We start from the raw sequence: 19250 nt of genomic DNA on the forward strand, positions 1-19250 counted from the left end.
TAATGCGGTATACACGCCTGGTTCGAATGATCTTAGCAGTGGTACAGTGACTTTAACCCTTACCACCGATGATCCTGATGGTCCTTGTGATGAAGCTTCCGATACAGTGGTGATCAATTTCTATGATGATCCTGATGCAGGGGAAAATGGGAACGATCAATTTTGTTATGGTGATGAGTCGAAAAGCTCTATAAACCTAATCGATCTTCTAAATGGAAGTCCAGACTCAGGAGGAGATTGGGAAGAAACAAGCTCAATTTTGAGCGGTTTAACAATAGGCGATGGTACTAATTTAGATTTTTCTGAAGTGGCGCCAGGAACTTATACTTTTGTTTATACAGTTGAACCTGATGACCAAAACTCTACTTGTGAACCGGATAATGCAGAGGTTACTATTGTAATCGATCCCTTGCCGGTTGCACCACAAATCCAAACTCAGTTAGCTGATTGTATTGGAGGAGATGGTTCTGCGGCTTTTTCGTATGCCGATCCTGAGATCACTCAGTTCTATTACAGGTATAAAGATGCAAATGATCCTGAAGCCGTATTTACCAGTTGGACACTTTACACCGGGGTTGTTTTACTTCAACCTGGTTCCTATACTTTCGAGGTGAAATATACTGAAGATGGTTGTTTAAGCGATGAATTTACAGTTAATATAAACAAACCTCAGGATACTGTTGTTACCCTCACTCCTGACGTAACCCAGCCAGATTGTGCAACATTCCTGGGTACTATTGAGATTAGTAATGCAGCAGCATTAGGTGATTTGAATTACACTGTTTATACTCAAGGAGTAGCTCTTGCAAGCTATGATGATGTAAAATATCCTTCAGGAGGTTTTACTGGGCTGGAAGCTGGAGCTTACTTTATTACCGCAGATAGTGATAATGGCTGTGAATTTGGTAGTGTGGAAGTGACGTTATTAGAACCTCAATGTATAGAATGCGAAACAGCATTCGCTTATGATAGTGAAACCGGTATTTGTTTTGATAATTACCCTGATTTAATCCCTAATGATTCCAGATGGGGTTGGACAAATTACTATTCAGAAGCAGGAGACTACACATTAGATCTTTATGCAGGTGCAGGACAATGTGATATAACCAAAGGTACCTTAGTAGGAGCAGTTAATATAATTGATAATGAAGATGGAACAATTGATGTGCAGTTTATTGCTGATCCTGGTTACGCAATGAGTTCAGTTCATCTCTATGTAGGATGCGAACCTTTACCATATAAAAAGAAAGGCAATAACTATGAGTATACCGTTGCACCAGGCCAATATCCTCAGAATCCGAATGGAAACATAGGATACGTAACTGATTATACGATTGAGAATATCGATGTGAATGGAGACTTCTACGTAATTGGCCATGTTGATATTTGTACTAGTGAGAATACTGAATTAATCACAGAAGTTAGGAGTGAAGCTGTTCCGGTTAATTATACTTTAAACAGGAGGTTCAGTGTGATGCAGTCATGTATAGACTTTAATGGAGCTTTATCCAAAACTGCGGAGACTTCGTCCTTGACAAGTTCAAGTCTTACTGAATCCTCAGAACCCCTATTCACAGTAGCACCGAATCCATTCACCAGTGAGTTGAATATCGGCTACCTGTTCGATTATACGTCTGATGTAAGCATTCAAATATTTGATCTTAACGGAAGGTTGCTGGCAACCTATACCGATACGGCAGTGAATTCAGATTCGATCTCTAGTTTCAGTGTGGACTTCAAGACCAGGTCTGGTCAGATTTACATTGTTAGAATGACCACAGACCGGGAGATATTTACCTCGAAAATAGTTTCGGGAAATTGATTTACTAACCAACCAAAAAGGAAAGAGCAGCCGTTTGGCTGCTCTTTTTTATTTTTAATAGGAGTAAAAAAAATTAATCCTTAAGAATACTCCTGGAAATAACGATCTTCTGAATTTCAGAGGTTCCTTCGTAGATCTGTGTGATTTTGGCATCTCGCATTAGCCTTTCTACGTGATACTCTTTAACATAGCCGTTTCCTCCGTGAACCTGTACCGCTTCTACAGTTACATCCATCGCGGTTTGAGAAGCGTGAAGCTTGGCCATGGCTCCGGATAGGTCATAATTCTGCCCCTGATCCTTATCCCATGCCGCCTTCATAACCAGGTGTCTTGCTGCTTCAATTTGTGTATGCATATCGGCAAGTTTAAAGGCGATCGCCTGGTGGTTGCAGATCTCTGTTCCAAAAGCCTTTCTTTGTTTTGAGTAAGTTTTAGCAAGCTCATAAGCGCCCGAAGCAATTCCTAAAGCCTGGGCAGCGATCCCGATTCTTCCTCCCGAAAGTGTTTTCATTGCGAATTTGAATCCAAATCCGTCCTCTCCAATCCTGTTCTCTTTAGGAACCTTTACATCATTGAAATTCAGTGAATGTGTGTCGCTTCCTCTTATTCCCAGTTTTTGTTCCTTAGGGCCAACTTCAAAACCTTCCCAGCCTTTTTCAACTATAAAAGCATTGATTCCCTTATGTTTTTTCTCTTTATCCGTTTGAGCGATAACCAGGTAAAAATCTGCTGAATTACCGTTGGTGATCCAGTTTTTGGTTCCGTTAAGTATGTAGTGATCTCCTTTGTCTATCGCGGTGGTTCGCTGAGAAGTGGCATCACTTCCTGCTTCAGGTTCAGATAAACAAAAAGCTCCAAGTTTCTCGCCGGTAGTAAGCTTAGCCAGATATTTTTCCTTTTGCTCTTCAGTTCCAAACGTGTCAAGCCCCCAGCAAACCAGGGAATTGTTTACAGATACCATAACAGAAGCCGATGCGTCAACCTTAGAGAGTTCCTCCATAGCCAGAACGTAGGATACTGTATCCATTCCGCCCCCACCGTATTCCGGCGATGCCATCATACCAAGAAAACCAAGATCTCCCATCTTCTTGATAAGCTCCTTCGGAAATTCCTGTTTTTCATCTCTTTCGATTACTCCCGGTAATAATTCGGTCTTCGCAAAGTCCCGGGCCGCATCGCGTATCATTATATGTTCTTCGGTAAGTGTAAAATCCATCTGAAAAGAAATTTGTAAAAAACTAATTTTTGGACGCCAAAGATAGCTTTTTGATACCTATTTTTCAATTGATATTGATTATTTTTACGAATATGAAAAAAACGAACTATAGATTGATCGGTGTAATGTCTGGCACCTCTCTTGATGGAGTTGATCTTGTACTTACAGAGATCAGTTTTGAAGAGAAGACCGATTTTAAGATCATTGCTTCAGAAACCTTTCCCTATACCCGTGAATGGCAGAAAAAGCTGGAAGGAGCCATTAACCTTGATCCTGCCGAGCTCAATAAACTTGATAACGAGTATACCATTTACCTTGCAGATGTTATAAAACGTTTCATCAAGAAATATGATATTGATCTTATTGATGCTGTATGCAGCCACGGGCATACGGTAAAACACAGGCCCAATCAGGGTGTAACATTTCAAATAGGGAACCGCCCGAAACTTGCGAAACTTATCGAAGCCCCGGTTGTATGTGATTTCCGCGTACAGGATGTGGAGCTTGGTGGTGAGGGTGCGCCATTAGTGCCAATAGGCGACAGATTGCTTTTTAATGAGTATAAATACTGCATCAACCTGGGTGGTTTCGCCAATGTTTCCCTGGAAAATGAATCACAGAGGATAGCTTATGATATATGTCCCGTGAACACTGTTTTAAATTACTTTATGCGTAAACTGGAAAAAGATTATGACGAAGACGGAAAACTGGCCAGGGCAGGGGAGCTTGACGAAGAATTACTGGAGAAACTGGATTCCCTTAAATATTATAAAAAAGATCCGCCAAAATCTCTTGGGATTGAATGGGTGAATTGCGAGGTAATTCCCCTAATTGAAAATAACACCGAAGAGATTCCTAATATTGTGAGAACATATACCGTTCATGTCGCGAAGCAGATAGCCAATTGCCTGGATGATGACCCCGATTCAAAGGTTTTGCTTACTGGGGGAGGAACTTTCAATACATTCCTCATCGAGGAGATAAAGTCAAGATCTAAGTGTGATTTTATAGTTCCTGAAAAGCAATTGATAGATTTCAAGGAGGCATTGATCTTTGCCCTTTTGGGGGTTCTTAAATTAAGAGGTGAGATCAATGTTCTTCATTCGGTTACCGGGGCAAGAATTGATCATTCTTCAGGCCGCATCTATGAACCCTGAAAATTTTATCAAATTCGGAATATAGCCTGCTTAGTTTTTTATATTTGCTGCAAAATATTCCAAAAATGAAAGAATTACTCAAATTATACGAGAATAAAGAACCCGAAATTGTTTTCAATTGGAAGGATTCTGAGACAGAAGCTGAAGGCTGGGCTGTGATAAATTCTCTTCGTGGCGGAGCTGCCGGAGGGGGTACCCGAATGAGACAGGGACTGGATATGAATGAGGTGCTCTCTCTTGCCAAAACTATGGAGGTGAAGTTTACCGTTTCAGGCCCTCCGATTGGTGGTGCCAAATCTGGTATCAATTTCGATCCGGCCGATCCTCGTAAAAAAGGAGTTCTGGAACGCTGGTATAAAGCCGTTTCTCCACTATTGAAAAGTTATTATGGAACGGGAGGAGATCTGAATGTAGATGAAATAAATGAAGTGATCCCTATCACCGAAGACTGTGGTGTATGGCATCCTCAGGAAGGGGTTTTTAACGGACATTTTAAACCTACCGAAGCCGACAAGATCAACCGGATTGGTCAGTTAAGACAAGGAGTGATAAAGGTTTTGGAAAACACTAATTTCTCTCCTGATATCACTCGTAAATACACGGTAGCCGATATGATCACCGGTTATGGTGTTGCTGAAGCTGTTCATCATTATTATCGTATCTATGGCGGTGATATTGAAGGGAAAAGAGCAATTGTTCAGGGCTTCGGAAATGTTGGTTCTTCAGCTGCATATTATCTGGCACAGATGGGAGTGAAGGTTGTTGGAATTATTGATCGCGCCGGTGGACTCATCAACGAAGAAGGTTTCAGTTTTGAGGAGATTAAAGAGATGTTCCTTCATAAAAAAGGGAATACCCTTAGCCATAAGGATATTATTCCTTTTGATGATATTAATGAAAAGGTGTGGAAACTGGATGCAGAGATCTTTGCACCATGTGCTGCTTCCCGTCTTATTTCAAAAGACCAGATCACTAGTCTTATAGATCGTAAACTTGAGGTTGTTTCCTGTGGTGCAAATGTTCCTTTTGCAGATAAGGAGATTTTCTTCGGCCCGATTATGGAGTATACCGATGAACGTGTAAGCCTTATTCCTGATTTTATCTCCAACTGTGGAATGGCAAGGGTGTTCGCTTACTTTATGGAAAGACGGGTACAAATGACAGATGAAGCTATCTTCAACGATACTTCCATGACGATTAAAAATGCAATCCAGAATACTTTTGACAATAATAGCAGTAAAACGAACATAAGTAAAACTGCTTTTGAGGTAGCTCTGAAACAACTTGTTTAAAAGTTTGTGTAAACATTCTTGAAATATTGCCATAAGCGTCCTGCTGATTATTTAAATTTGGTTTACAATTAAAATCACATTAGCACGTTACATTAAAAAACCTATTTAAAACATATGCTTAACTTTATTCAGCAGGACGAACTGGCTGATGCTGCACAGGCAGCAGAGCCGGTCGTAGAGGAGAAGACCCTGTCATTATTTGAACTGATGTTTAGCGGTGGTCTTGGTGGTCAGATTATCATAATCATCCTTTTTATTCTGTTATTTGCCGCAGTCTATATCTATTTTGAAAGACTCTTCGCTATAAAGGCAGCCGGGAGGATAGATAAGAACTTTATGCTTCAGATCAAGGATAGCGTTCTTAACGGCAATATCGAATCTGCCAAGATAAGATGTGCCCAGAGTGATTCCCCCGTGGCCAGGCTTACCGAAAAAGGAATTTCAAGGATAGGAAGCCCTTTAGAAGATATCAATACGGCTATAGAAAATGCCGGCCGGTTAGAGGTATATAAACTCGAAAAGAATGTGAGTATTCTCGCAACTATTGCCGGTGCAGCACCTATGATTGGTTTCCTTGGAACCGTAATTGGTATGGTGCTTGCATTCCATGAACTGGCTACAAGTAGTGGTCAGGCTCAGATGGGAGCGCTGGCTGAAGGTATTTATACCGCGATGACTACTACCGTTGCTGGTTTGATAGTGGGTATTATAGCTTATATAGGTTATAACCACCTGGTTGTAAAAACCGATAAAATGGTTCATCAAATGGAAGCAACCGCGGTTGATTTCCTTGATCTTCTAAACGAACCCGCTTAATATGAATTTAAGAGGAAGAAATAAAATAAGTCCGGAGTTTAGCATGAGCTCGATGACAGATGTGGTATTCCTGCTGCTCATCTTTTTTATGTTAACCTCACCGGTGATCACTCCGGAGGCTTTGGATCTTATACTTCCAAAAGCGAAGGGAAAGACTACTACCAAGCAAACCCTTTCGGTAAGTATTACCAAGGATCTTCAGTTTTATATTAATAGTGAAAGAGTAAGTAATAGCGCTTTGGAAAGTACTCTGAAAAGCCGTTTGGCAGGAGAGGAAAATCCGACTATTATATTGAGGGCTGAAGAAGGAGTGCCAATTGAAAAAGCGGTAAATGTGATGGATATTGCCAATAGGAACAAATACAAAATTGTACTGGCAGTAAAACCCGAGTAATAATGGCGATGCTGGAAACTAAACATGAGAAGAAGTCTTTTACTATCACGGTTGTAATACATGTGATACTGATACTTCTTTTGATCTTTTTCGGCCTTACCTATCTTGATCCGCCACCAGAGAGCGGAATTGCAATCAATTTTGGAACTTCTGAAGTAGGCTCAGGAAATGAGCAGCCCAGGGAGCCTGTAAAATCTGCTCCTAAACAGAGCACTGCCCAGCCGGTAAAATCTGAACCGGTGATCGAAAAAGAAGTGGTAACTCAGGAAATAGAAGAAGCCCCGGTTATTGAAAAAAAGAAAAAGGAGCCAACTCCCGTTGAAACAAAACAGCCTGAACCTCCTAAAGAAGATCCAAAACCTGTAAAAAAACCCGATCCAAAACCGGATAAATCTACCAACGATGCTTTAAGCAGTATACTCAATGGGCCTGAAAAATCGGGAACGGCCACCGGAGGTGAAGGGAATGATAATGTAGCAGGAGATAAGGGTAGCCCAGATGGTGACCCCAAAGCAAGTTCGTACTACGGCCAGGGAGCTGGTCTCGATGGCGACGGTAATTACCGGCTTGGAGGTAGAAAAGCCCTGAATAAGGAAAAGTTTGTTCAGGATTGTAATGAATCGGGTATTGTGGTGGTTCGTATTGAAGTGAACAGAGAAGGAAGGGTTATTAATGCCACTCCCGGTGTAAAAGGTACAACCAATAATGCCGCCTGCCTGACCGATCCTGCAAGGAGGGCTGCAATGGCTACCAGGTTCAATAGCGATTCTAAGGCTCCTTCAAGACAGGTAGGAACTATTATATACAATTTCAAACTTACCGAATAAGTGAAATCTTATAAAGAAACTGTTGAATGGATGTTTCAACAGTTGCCCATGTTTCAGCGTATAGGGAAAGATGCCTTTAAAAAAGATCTTACCAATACTTATAAACTCGCAGAGCATCTCGAGCATCCTGAAAACAAATTTAAAAGCATACATGTTGCCGGTACCAACGGAAAAGGTTCGGTGAGCCATATGCTGGCATCTGTATTTCAGGCAGCCGGGTATAAGACAGGGCTTTATACTTCTCCGCATCTTAAAGATTTTAGAGAAAGGATTCGAATAAACGGTGCGGTTATTCCACAGGAAAATGTTGTGTCTTTTATTGAAGAAAATCAGACCTTTCTTGGATTTAACAGGTTGAGTTTTTTTGAAATGACCGTGGGAATGGCTTTTGACTACTTTGCAAAAGAAAAAGTGGATATTGCCATCATTGAAGTAGGAATGGGAGGCCGTCTTGATTCTACCAATATCATCAAACCGGAACTTTCGGTGATCACTAATATCGGGCTTGACCATACCGCCTATTTGGGTGATAACCTCAGGCAGATAGCCGGGGAAAAGGCAGGTATCATCAAAGAAGGAATACCTGTGGTAATTGGAGAGAAGCAAAAGGAGACCACTCCTGTTTTTGAGGAAACCTCAAAAAAAATGAAAGCTGATCTGTACTTCGCCCAGGAGTTTAAATTTGCAAAGTATCATACCGATCTTAAGGGAGAATATCAGAAGAAGAATCTAAAGACAGTCCTCACCTCCTTAAAGCTATTGAAAGAGCAGGGGTGGAGTGTTTCTGAAGAAGCCATTATAAACGGGTTAAATAATGTGAAGTTACATACCGGTTTGCAGGGTAGATGGGATGTGATTAGAGAAAAGCCTAAAGTGATCTGCGATACGGCTCACAATGCTGAAGGACTCAAGCTTGTAATGAAACAACTGGCAAAGGAGGATTTTCAGCATTTGCATATGGTTCTGGGTGTAGTAAACGATAAAGACCTGACTAAAGTACTGCCTCTCCTTTCTAAGGAAGCTAATTTTTATTTTGCTAAACCCAATGTGCCAAGAGGTCTGGATGCAAAAGTTTTACAACAGGAAGCTGCAAAATTTGGGCTTGAAGGGCGCGTGTATCCCTCTGTTCACGACGCTTTTTTAGCAGCAGAAGAAGTTGCCCTGGATGAAGACCTTATCTTCGTAGGCGGTAGTAATTTTACGGTTGCAGAGGTTTTATAAATTAAAAACCTGTTAAAATTTCCTAAATTCAAAAAAACGATTATCTTTATAACCCTCTGTAAAAGAGGCGCTTTCGATCTCCCCCTGATTGTACTTTGCTTTATTACTTGCTATTTCCCAAGCTACATTATGAGTTGACTTTTTAGCTATGATTTTTATTAACTAAAAAATCCAACTAAAAAATGAAAACAACTGCAAAACTACTTGCATTCGTACTGGTTTTTGTATTAAGTGCTAATGCCTTCAGTCAGGAGTCCAATCAGCAACAGACTCAACAATTTAAACCCGTGTACATCACTATGACAATGGCCCACTGGAATGATGATCCGGAAACAGATTATTCAGACTGGTTAGCTACCGAAAAGGAGTATTTCGATAAGGTGATCAATAAGAATGACCTCATTATGGATGCCGGGGTGTACACACATTATTTTACGCCTGATAATTCAGAAATTGTATTCGTAACTGTTTATGAGAACTGGGGCGATATCGAAAAAGCTAATGAAGTTAATCAGAAGCTTATCCAGGAAGCCTGGCCAGACGAAAAGAAAAGACAGGCTTTCCTTCAGAAGCAGAACTCCTATTACAGTCCGCAACACAGTGATGAGATCTATCAGTCCATGAATTATTACATCCCGATTAAGGAAAAAACAGATAAGCCTTTGATTTATTATGTAAGAAGTAGTGATCTTGCCATGAATGGACAGGGGTCTCCTGGCAAATTCAGAGAATTTCATGAAAAAGTTACAAGCAAGAATTCCAAATTGAAAGGATATTATACCCATCGTCATCTTTGGGGAGCCAATAGCCGCGAAATGAGTGAAGTCTTCGTATTCGAGAAGCTTGCTGATATAGAAGAATTTTTTGATGAAAATGATAAGCTGGTCGCAGAGACCTGGAAAGATGAAGCAGAAAGAGAAACATTTATGAAGGAAATGGGGAAAAACTTCACCGGGAAACATGCCGATTATGTGTATCGCAGTATTCCTGAGTTACAAAAACAAAACCAATAGGTTTTAGGAGGCAGTCTAAAGGGCGTTCAAAGAAATCAATAGAGGTAATATTATTGCTTCAATGTTAAATTTGTTTTAGCCAAAAATTGAAATTTAATTTGATTTTCAGTCGTTTAGGTTGCCTCTTTTTTATTGGAGTTTAAAGAAGGAAAAAATAACCTTATTTTTTTCTGGAATTGTTTTGTGTAATTGAAAATGTAGTCTATATTTGCATCCGCAATCACGCAAGGGCGCGTAGCTCAGTTGGTTCAGAGCACTTGGTTTACACCCAAGGGGTCAGGGGTTCGAATCCCTTCGCGCCCACAGAATTTAAAAAAGGCTTCCAGGAATGGAGGCCTTTTTTTATTCCACTCTAACCGGATGGCAAGCTATCTTAATTCCCTGCTTTTACAGAAAATTATCTCCCAAAGTTTATAAGGAATAGGGGTAAATTGAATATTTAAGAGCATGTTCTGAGAACAAGTAAGAATAATATTCTCTGGAAAACTTATAATAGGTTTTTACCCAACTCGTTCCTAACTGTCTTACGGAATGACTGATCAACTTTTTCTTTTGAAGTAATATTAAACTTTATGGGTTTTATTTAATTTTTATCTACAAAAAATGGATTTTAATTGAATAAAATATTTCAAAGGGTATTTACTTTGTGAATAATTTAAAATACCACTAAAATGGTATTGTGGTTAATATATATTACTGATAGTTTTACCAATGTAATTTTTCGTGTATCCTAAGTGTTCCTATATTCAGGTTTCTCGCGAAGAAAAAACCTCCCAAATCTACTTTAAAGGAACTGGCTCCCTATAGTCTTGGTTCTATAGCCGGCTTATCTAAATTAGGCTAATATAAACTAACCAATACTATACCTTATGAAAACTATTACCCGCGCAGGGAAAGACCTATTTCTTTTTCTTTCCAATTTGATAAGATTACTATTACCACTTTTTTTTATTCTCAGTTTATACATTACATATGGTCAAAGCGTAGAAAATTACTTTCCGGAGGACGGACTTATAACTGGTGGGATTTATACTATTATACAGGATCAAAATCAAGATTTATGGTTCGGTTCATGGACTTCAGATGAGGGTGCTTCTGGCCTAGGAAAATTTGATGGTACTACCTGGCAAACAATTTCCACTGCAGACGGGCTAGTGGGAGATAAAGTAAGAGTAGTATTCGAGGATAGATCATCCAATATCTGGATTGGAACAACTACAGGAATCTCAAAATGGGATGGAACCAATTTTACAAACTATACATCTGCCGATGGTCTTGTAGGTGATTATGTCTATTCAATTGATCAGGATTCAATTGGGAATATGTGGTTTGGAACAAATAATGGAGTTTCAAAATTTGATGGTTCTAATTGGACAAATTATGACATATCTACCAATCCTTCATTATTGAATGTAAGTGTTATTCTGGAAACTAATAATGGAGATTTGTGGTTTGGAACAACCGGTAATGGAGCCTTAAAATTTGATGGATCTACCTGGACGAACTATGATATGTCAAATGGTTTAGGAGATGATCAGGTTTATGCAATAATACAGGACGATAAAAATGATCTGTGGTTTGGAGGTTATGATCGGGAGGGTGGCATATCAAGATTTGACGGTAGTACCTGGACAGTTTACGATACTTCAGATGGAATTTCAAACACACAAGTCAGAGCTATTCACCTGGATAATTTTGGGAATATTTGGTTTGGACATAATGCAGGGGTAACCAGGTACGATGGTTCAAATTGGACAAATTTTGACTCTGAAGATGGTTTGATTGAGGGAGGAGTTAGAGCTATTATATCAGATAGCAATGATAATCTTTGGATTGGAAATTGGCTTTCGGGAGTAAGTAATCTCAAAATCGGAGAAGTAAATATCCAAGACCCAAATTTCGAGCAGGCACTAATTGATTTGGGAATAGATAGTGATGGAATAATTAATGGAGGTGTTCTTACAAATGACGTTAAGAATATTGAAGTACTTGATGTGCCAAACAGAAACATTTCAAGTTTAGAAGGCCTTTGGGCTTTTTCTAACCTTAAATTCTTAAGAGCATGGGATAATCAATTGACGAGTCTGGATGTTTCTTCAAATTCAAACCTGGTTCATCTGTCTGTAGCCAGAAATCAAATAACCAGCCTGGATTTAACCAGTAATACTGCATTATCTGAATTATATGCTTATGAAAATAATCTTAGTAGTTTATTGATTCCTGCCAATGATCAATTAAAGCATTTGTCTGTAAGTAAAAACCAGTTAACGACGTTAAATTTAACCGGTAGTTCTGCGCTGGTAGACATTTATATAAGTGAAAATAATTTATCTGAGGTTAGTCTGGGGTCACATCCTGATCTGGTTAATTTTCACGCGGGCGGAAATTCCATTAACGCACTGGACGTTACTAATGCACCTTCTCTAAGGTCGTTTCTTGTTTGGGGAAGCACTCTGTCAGAAATAGATTTTACTAATAATCCATTACTTGAAGAGGTAGATTTGAATGTCAATAATCTTTCTAGTCTGAATTTGTCCAATAACCCAAACCTAAATTTTGTTTTCTGTAATTCCAATAATCTAAGTTCCTTAAATATTGCCAATGGGAATAATGCTGGGATGATTTTGCCGGAATGGAGTGAGTTTACTCTGGATGCACGAGGTAATGAAAATCTTAGATGTATTCAGGTAGACCGCGATATGGAAAATACAACCCGTACAGACTGGATTGCCAATCCTGGAATAGTCTTTTCGGCTGATTGTACAAATCTACCAACTGTTTATATCCCGGATGCTAATTTCGAACAGGCCCTTATTGAGCAGGGTATAGACAGTGACGGGATAATTAATCAAAGGATTTTGGAGGTTGACGCAGCAGTTACCACATGGTTAGAACTTAGTAATTCAGGCAATGGTTACGGTATTTCAGACCTTACAGGCATCGAAGCTTTTGTTAATTTGAATGGAATTAATTGCAATAATAACCAGATAAGTAATCTGGATTTTAGTTCAAATCCTAAACTCCAATATATATATGCGAATGAATCCGAAATACAAACGATCAATGTATCCAACAATCCAGAACTGGTAAATCTGCACTTATATAACAACCAAATTTCAGAGCTGGATTTAAGTAATAATATTCAACTAAAAGAACTAATTGTCCAAACAAATAGAATTACCAATCTGGATTTATCGGCGAATACAAATCTTACCATGGCCTATTGTGCAGATAACCGATTAAACAGCCTGAATATAGCTAATGGAAACAATTCAAACTTTATGCCTCCTGAATGGAGTACTCTTGCCTTTAATGCTGATTCAAACCCGAATCTTTTCTGTATACAGGTCGATGAAGCTACCCTTGGAAATGTTCCTGGTAACTGGCAGAAAGATTCCCACGCCGTTTATAATGCAGACTGCAGTACCTATATTCCTGAAGTTGCGTGGGGAGTAGTTGGTAGCGCTACACCACATAGCTGGGACGGACCAGATATTCCAATGGTATATGATGAGCAAACCAATACCTGGCATATTTCCACTGAACTTAATAATGGAGAAATTAAATTCAGGTTAAATAATGACTGGGCTTTTAATTATGGAGATGGAGAATGGGAGAATAGGATTCTCGATGGTATTCTTGATCGGAATGGAGCCAATATTCCGGTGACTGCGGGCCAATATAATATTTCAATCAATTTTGATACTTATGAATATAAAGTATCCTCAAGTTATGTGAATATTCCCGATCCTAATTTTGAGCAGGCTTTAATTGACTTAAATATTGACAGTGACGGAATAATAAACCAAAGTATCTCAAGAAGTGATGCAGAGGCTTTTTCAGGCACGTTAGAGGTTGCTGATAAAGGAATTTCTGATCTCACAGGTATTGAGGCATTTGTTAATATCCATACCTTAAGATGTAATGATAATCTACTTACTTCTATTGACCTTTCGGGCAATACTGAATTAATTAATCTGTACTGTGGTGGAATAAACAACCAGTTAGGTGTACTTGACCTGTCAAACAATACAAAGCTGGTTGTTGTTTCTGCTCCTCTTACACGTGTTTCTGAAATAAATGTATCCAATAGTCCGGAGTTAAAAGATTTAATTCTTCAACTCAATGAATTAACCAAACTAGATGTTTCCAGTAATCCGAAGCTAGAACTTCTTATTTTAAACCAAGGTTTAATAAATAATTTGGATTTATCTAATAATCCGTTATTGACAGATATTTTTATAGGCGCAAACCCAAACCTCTCAAGTTTAGATTTAAGGAATGGAAATAATATTAACGTCACTCAATTCTACGCTGGCAATACACCTAATCTTACCTGTATCAATGCCGATGCTGATATTTCCCAGGCGATGATAGATTCTGGTAAAAGCTTCAACGAAGACTGTGGCGATTTTGTCAATATTCCCGATCCAAATTTCGAGCAGGCCCTCATAGATCTGGGAATCGATAGTGACGGAGTGGTAAATACATCTATTCTAAGAAGTGATGCAGAGACTGTTAGAACATTGAATATTAGCGATCCTATTAATAATCAAGACTTACCAAGTGTATATGCTAAAATTCAGGATTTAACCGGTATTGAAGCATTTATCAATTTATCGGAACTCAATGCCAGTAATAATGATGTTGGCATAGTTAATTTAGAAAATAACAGTTTACTCATAAACTTATATTTAAGGGATTGTAGTAATCTACGATTCCTTGATCTTTCAAAAAACACCAAACTTGTCACCCTCGATGTTGGTAGAAGCAGACTTTCTGGAACAATAAATTTGGATAACCTGTCTAATTTAGAATATTTATACCTGCAGGCTAACAGGGATATTACTAGCTTAAATGTATCAAATAACACTAAATTGAAAGTGCTGTGGTGTTCTTGGAACCAATTAACAGAATTAAACGTTTCTCAAAATTTCCATTTACAGGAATTATGGATGCATAATAATAAAATAGAGGATATTGATGTTTCCAATAATACATCACTTAAAATTTTATCCGTAAGGAATAATGGGATAAGTAAATTAAATTTAACAAGCAATACTTTACTGGAGGATCTCCAGTGTAATGGAAATAATTTAAGCAGCCTGGATCTTTCCAATCAACCTATTCATACTTTATATGCATATGATAATGCATTTCTATCTTCTCTAGATTTGAGAAATGGTAATAATATGAATTTGAATGTATTTGAAGTAGGGAATACTCCACAACTTGACTGTATTAACGCCGATGGTAATATTTCCCAGGCGATGTTAGATTCTGGGAAAGGTTTCAGTGAAGATTGTGGAGACTTTATCTATGTGCCTGATGCCAATTTCGAGCAAGCTTTGATCGATCTAGGAATAGATAGCGATGGAGTTGTAAATACTTCCGTTCTAAAAGCCGATGTTGAGATCGTCACAATCCTTAACCTGAATAATCCTGCAAATAATCAGGAATTGCCAAATGTGAACGGCAAGATTCAGGATTTAACTGGAATTGAAGAATTTGCTAATTTGTCTTATTTGTACATTAATCAGAACGAAATTCATCAACTGGATTTATCGGGAAATCCCAACCTGTTATACCTGTTTGCTGGGTACAATAAATTCTCAACCATTGATTTAAGTGTTAATGCCAATTTGCAGATCCTATTACTCGCAGGTTCTGAAATTGAATCAATAGATGTATCAAAAAATATCAATCTGACTCACCTGCAAATTGGCTATACTAATCTAGCAGAAATTGACCTTTCTAATAATCCAAAATTATTTTGGATTAACCTTTTTAATAACCAACTGTCGTCTATCGACCTAAGCAGTAATACTGAGGCTTCGCAAATATGGATATCTGACAATAAGTTAGAATCAATTATTATTCCTGAATCAGATAAATTAGAAACCCTGAATTTGAATAATAACCTGTTAACATCGGTTGATTTGACGGCCAATCCCAATTTGAATTCTGTTGGGCTAGGGAATAACAGGCTAAATAATTTGAATATTCAAAATGGGAATAATGACTTGATCAAAAATTTTAGTGCTACGGGGAATATTGATTTGACTTGTATCCAAGTTGATCCCGGAATGGTAGAAAATGTCCCGGCCGAATGGGCCAAAGATAAACACACAATTTATTCTATTGATTGTGCTACAAAACCAGAATATGTTAGTATTCCTGATGCTAATTTTGAGCAATCCCTTATTGATCTAGGGATCGACAGTGACGGAGTGATTAATACCTGGTTGCTGAAAAGCGAGGCTAAAGCAGTTACCGACCTGAATCTGAATAACCCTCATTTCGATAGTTCAAATTTTGCGAATCAGCAGCTTAGCAATGTGCCTGGCCAAATCGCTGATCTTACGGGAATAGAAGCCTTTATTAATCTAAAAAACTTGCAGGCGGCCTATGCTGCATTAACGCAGGTTGATCTTTCGGCTAATACTCAGCTTGAGGAATTGTTCCTGAATGATAACCAGCTGAACTCTGTAGATGTTTCTATGCTTCCAAACCTCAAACGATTTGGTATCATGAGGAATAACATGACGTCAGGAATTGATGTTTCCAGTAATCCATTATTGGAAGAATTGTTTATTCATAACACCGGAATTACTTCGATAGATCTTTCTGCCAATTCGAATCTTTGGAACCTTTTTATTGCAAGTAATGAATTAATGAGTTTGGATCTTTCAGCTAACATCAATCTTAAATACTTATTTGCTCAGTATAATCAGCTTACAGATCTTGATCTAAGTGCAAATACTGCTTTAATAGAAGTTCGTTGCCAAACCAACCAACTGCCTCAGTTAGATATTACAAACCTAACTGTCCTGGAACGACTGGATGCCTATAATAATCCAGGCTTCGATCTTATAACAGGAGCTGATGGTAATCCTTCACTCAGATCAATGAATTTGTCGGCTACCGGATTAAGCAACTTTAACGGTGCGGCATATCCAAATCTTGAATGGTTGTTACTTAATGACAATGTACTCGGCAATTTTAATGGAAATAATAACCTTAATCTTCAGAATCTTTTTCTTAATAATAATGCGATCACAAAGTTGAATCTTACCGGAAATGCGCAGCTGAAACAGTTGCAGGTTAGGAATAATGGAATGGAAGAACTGGATCTTAGAAATGGAAATAACAGCATTCTAGGAAAAATGAATGCAACAGGAAATCTTCTTACCTGTATTTCGGTAGACGATCCGGCAGATGGGACTATGCCTCATGATAATTGGGAAATGGACCTGGGGGTTCAATTAAGCCTTAACTGTAAACAGGCCGAAGAAGTAGTGATCATTCCAGATCCGGCATTCGAGCAAGCCCTTAAAGATTATGATACGAATGGTCTTACAGGAAATATTTTACTTTCTGATGCTGAAGCAGTGACCTTATTAAATGTAAATGGAAATGAAATCACCGATGCAACAGGAATAGAGGCTTTTGTGAATCTTACAGAACTCGATATGAGTAGTAATGTACTGACAGAGATCAACCTTCAGGAAAATGTGAATCTTGTTAGTCTGAATGTTTCAGGAAATGCATTGAACGAGTTATTCATTAGTAACGGGAAGATCATGACCAGTCTCAATGCCGCCAATAATAATCTTTCTGTATTGAATTTTGCAGACCTTACTAATCTGAAGGATCTGGATATTTCGGGGAACGATTTCCAGTCTCTCAATTTCAGCGATTTTGGAGTTATTACTTCCCTGGATGTTAGTAATAATCAATTGGAGAGCCTTGATCTACGAAATGGGAATAATAACGCATTAAGCAAGATGAACGCTACAGGAAACCTTCTTAATTGTATAGGGGTAGATGATGCAGCGAGTATTCCGGCAGGATGGTCCAAAGATGATAGTACCGATTATACAGCTACCGGCGATTGCGAAGCACCTGTAGTCCTTACCCAAAATATCACAGTTTACTTAGACAGGTACGGATTTGCAGAGATCACCCCGGCAGATATCAATAATGGTTCTTATGATAATGTAACTGACCCTAAAAACCTGATTTTTGAACTGGACATAGCACAATTCAGTTGCGATAACCTGGGCGAGAATGATGTTAATCTAATCGTAACAGATGAATCTGGAAATGTTGGTGTAAATAATATGCCTGCCATTGTTACGGTGGTGGATGAGATTGCGCCTGAAGTCTCCGGCCTTAGATCCATCACTTTAGATCTGGATGGAGGCGCTTCTGTTGACTTGGATCCAAACGATATTAATGATGGTTCCACCGATAATTGTGGAAACCTTCAATTTGCAGTAGATCAGTCCAGTTTTAGTTTTCCTGGAGAATATACAGTTGAATTTATTGTTTCTGATGCTTCTGGGAATTTCTCCTCTACTATGGTAGATGTTGAGGTGGTAGATAGTAAAAGCAATCCGACCTCACTGAAATTCAAAGGTAATATTGTAGCTACAGTGTATCCTAATCCGTTTACTGAGTATTTTAAAATTGGCTTTTCAGAACCGGTGGATATTAATTCTGTAGAGGCATTGGTTTTCGATATGCAAGGAGGCCAAACCGGACTTCAGTTTATTGTGTCCGGGAATGAATTGATCAGTGATGGTAATCTGTCTCAACAGGGAATTTATATTTTGCAAGTAACCCTTAACGGTCAAATGCAATCTGCTGAGATCATGCAAAACTAATTTTTTTTAGGATAGCTTAAAAACAGGCCACTCTAATAGTGGTCTGTTTGTATTTTACTAGTTGTATAATAAGACGGGAAATAGTGTAAACTTTTACCGGCAATTAATATATTTGCTATCTCTAAAGAGTGATTAGCTCAGTTGGTTCAGAGCACTACCTTGACAGGGTAGGGGTCACTGGTTCGAATCCAGTATCACTCACGAGAATATCTTATGAAACCCTGCAAGGTCTGAACTTGCAGGGTTTTTTATTCATAGCGGAAAAGATAATTATTGTAACTTATGGTAATAAAAATGTTCTTATGAAAAGATTTTTTATGTCCCTGTTTATTGTGTTTCTTCTCACGACTACTTCATCAGTCTTCGGGCAGGAGAAGAAAGTTGAATTCGATAAAAACTTCAGTCATGTGGTATATTTCTGGCTAAAGAACCCGGATAGCACCAAAGACAGGAAAGCTTTTGAGGCTTCTCTGAAGAAATTCCTGAGAAACAGTAAATATGCACAAACCAATTTTATTGGTATCCCTGCGCAGACTCCCAGGGAAGTAGTGGATAACTCCTATACTTACTCACTTATACTTAGTTTTCCTTCCAAAGAGATTCAGGATAAATACCAGGAAGAAGAGGCTCATCTTGCTTTTATTGAAGAGGCGTCGCCATTATGGAAGAAAGTCTTGGTCTACGATTCGGTAGGGATTAATTAGCATGCATTTCTCTGTTCTCTCCTGATCCTGTAGATTAACTTGATAAGGATGTGAGTTTATTTCGTAAGCTTTCTTGTATTTTTTAACTTTAGGGAAGATTGGAAAAGCGTGATGATTAG

Annotated in this window: 11 protein-coding genes and 2 tRNA genes; 12 read left to right on the forward strand and 1 reads right to left on the reverse strand. The window is 38.6% G+C overall.

Features of this window, described 5'->3' with window-relative positions:
- The coding region (locus tag NE848_RS00005; RefSeq protein WP_252110176.1) for a T9SS type A sorting domain-containing protein at nt 1-1822 on the forward strand (1822 nt) is incomplete at its 5' end.
- 73 nt (nt 1823-1895) lie between these two features.
- Here NE848_RS00005 and NE848_RS00010 read toward each other — a convergent pair.
- On the reverse strand, nt 1896-3038 hold the full coding sequence (locus NE848_RS00010) for an acyl-CoA dehydrogenase (protein WP_252110177.1): 1143 nt from the start codon (nt 3036-3038) through the stop codon (nt 1896-1898).
- 92 nt (nt 3039-3130) lie between these two features.
- Here NE848_RS00010 and NE848_RS00015 point away from each other — a divergent pair, with 92 nt between their 5' ends.
- The 11 genes from NE848_RS00015 to NE848_RS00065 all read left to right on the forward strand — a co-directional run bounded on the left by NE848_RS00015 (nt 3131) and on the right by NE848_RS00065 (nt 19131).
- On the forward strand, nt 3131-4195 hold the full coding sequence (locus NE848_RS00015; protein ID WP_252110178.1) for an anhydro-N-acetylmuramic acid kinase: 1065 nt from the start codon (nt 3131-3133) through the stop codon (nt 4193-4195).
- 65 nt (nt 4196-4260) lie between these two features.
- Entirely contained in the window at nt 4261-5487 is a 1227-nt protein-coding gene (locus NE848_RS00020; protein ID WP_252110179.1) for a Glu/Leu/Phe/Val dehydrogenase dimerization domain-containing protein, read from the forward strand.
- 114 nt (nt 5488-5601) lie between these two features.
- Entirely contained in the window at nt 5602-6303 is a 702-nt protein-coding gene (locus NE848_RS00025; protein ID WP_252110180.1) for a MotA/TolQ/ExbB proton channel family protein, read from the forward strand.
- A 1-nt stretch (nt 6304) separates the two neighbouring features.
- Entirely contained in the window at nt 6305-6697 is a 393-nt protein-coding gene (locus NE848_RS00030; protein WP_131397575.1) for an ExbD/TolR family protein, read from the forward strand.
- A 2-nt stretch (nt 6698-6699) separates the two neighbouring features.
- Nucleotides 6700-7524, forward strand: coding sequence for an energy transducer TonB (locus NE848_RS00035; RefSeq protein ID WP_252110181.1), 825 nt, complete (start codon nt 6700-6702; stop codon nt 7522-7524).
- Nucleotides 7525-8745 (forward strand): bifunctional folylpolyglutamate synthase/dihydrofolate synthase, encoded by a 1221-nt coding sequence (locus NE848_RS00040; protein ID WP_252110182.1) that lies wholly within the window; start codon nt 7525-7527, stop codon nt 8743-8745.
- Between the two features lie 182 nt (nt 8746-8927).
- Nucleotides 8928-9758: a hypothetical protein gene (locus NE848_RS00045; protein ID WP_252110183.1), complete on the forward strand. Its 831-nt coding sequence runs from the start codon at nt 8928-8930 to the stop codon at nt 9756-9758.
- Between the two features lie 228 nt (nt 9759-9986).
- Nucleotides 9987-10061: transfer RNA gene (locus NE848_RS00050), tRNA-Val, on the forward strand.
- 566 nt (nt 10062-10627) lie between these two features.
- On the forward strand, nt 10628-18427 hold the full coding sequence (locus tag NE848_RS00055) for a two-component regulator propeller domain-containing protein (protein ID WP_252110184.1): 7800 nt from the start codon (nt 10628-10630) through the stop codon (nt 18425-18427).
- Between the two features lie 126 nt (nt 18428-18553).
- A tRNA-Val gene (locus NE848_RS00060) sits at nt 18554-18628 on the forward strand.
- A gap of 101 nt (nt 18629-18729) precedes the next feature.
- On the forward strand, nt 18730-19131 hold the full coding sequence (locus NE848_RS00065) for a Dabb family protein (protein ID WP_252110185.1): 402 nt from the start codon (nt 18730-18732) through the stop codon (nt 19129-19131).
- Nucleotides 19132-19250 lie beyond the last annotated feature (119 nt).

This window comes from Gramella jeungdoensis, assembly GCF_023805255.1.
Lineage (GTDB): Bacteria > Bacteroidota > Bacteroidia > Flavobacteriales > Flavobacteriaceae > Christiangramia > Christiangramia jeungdoensis.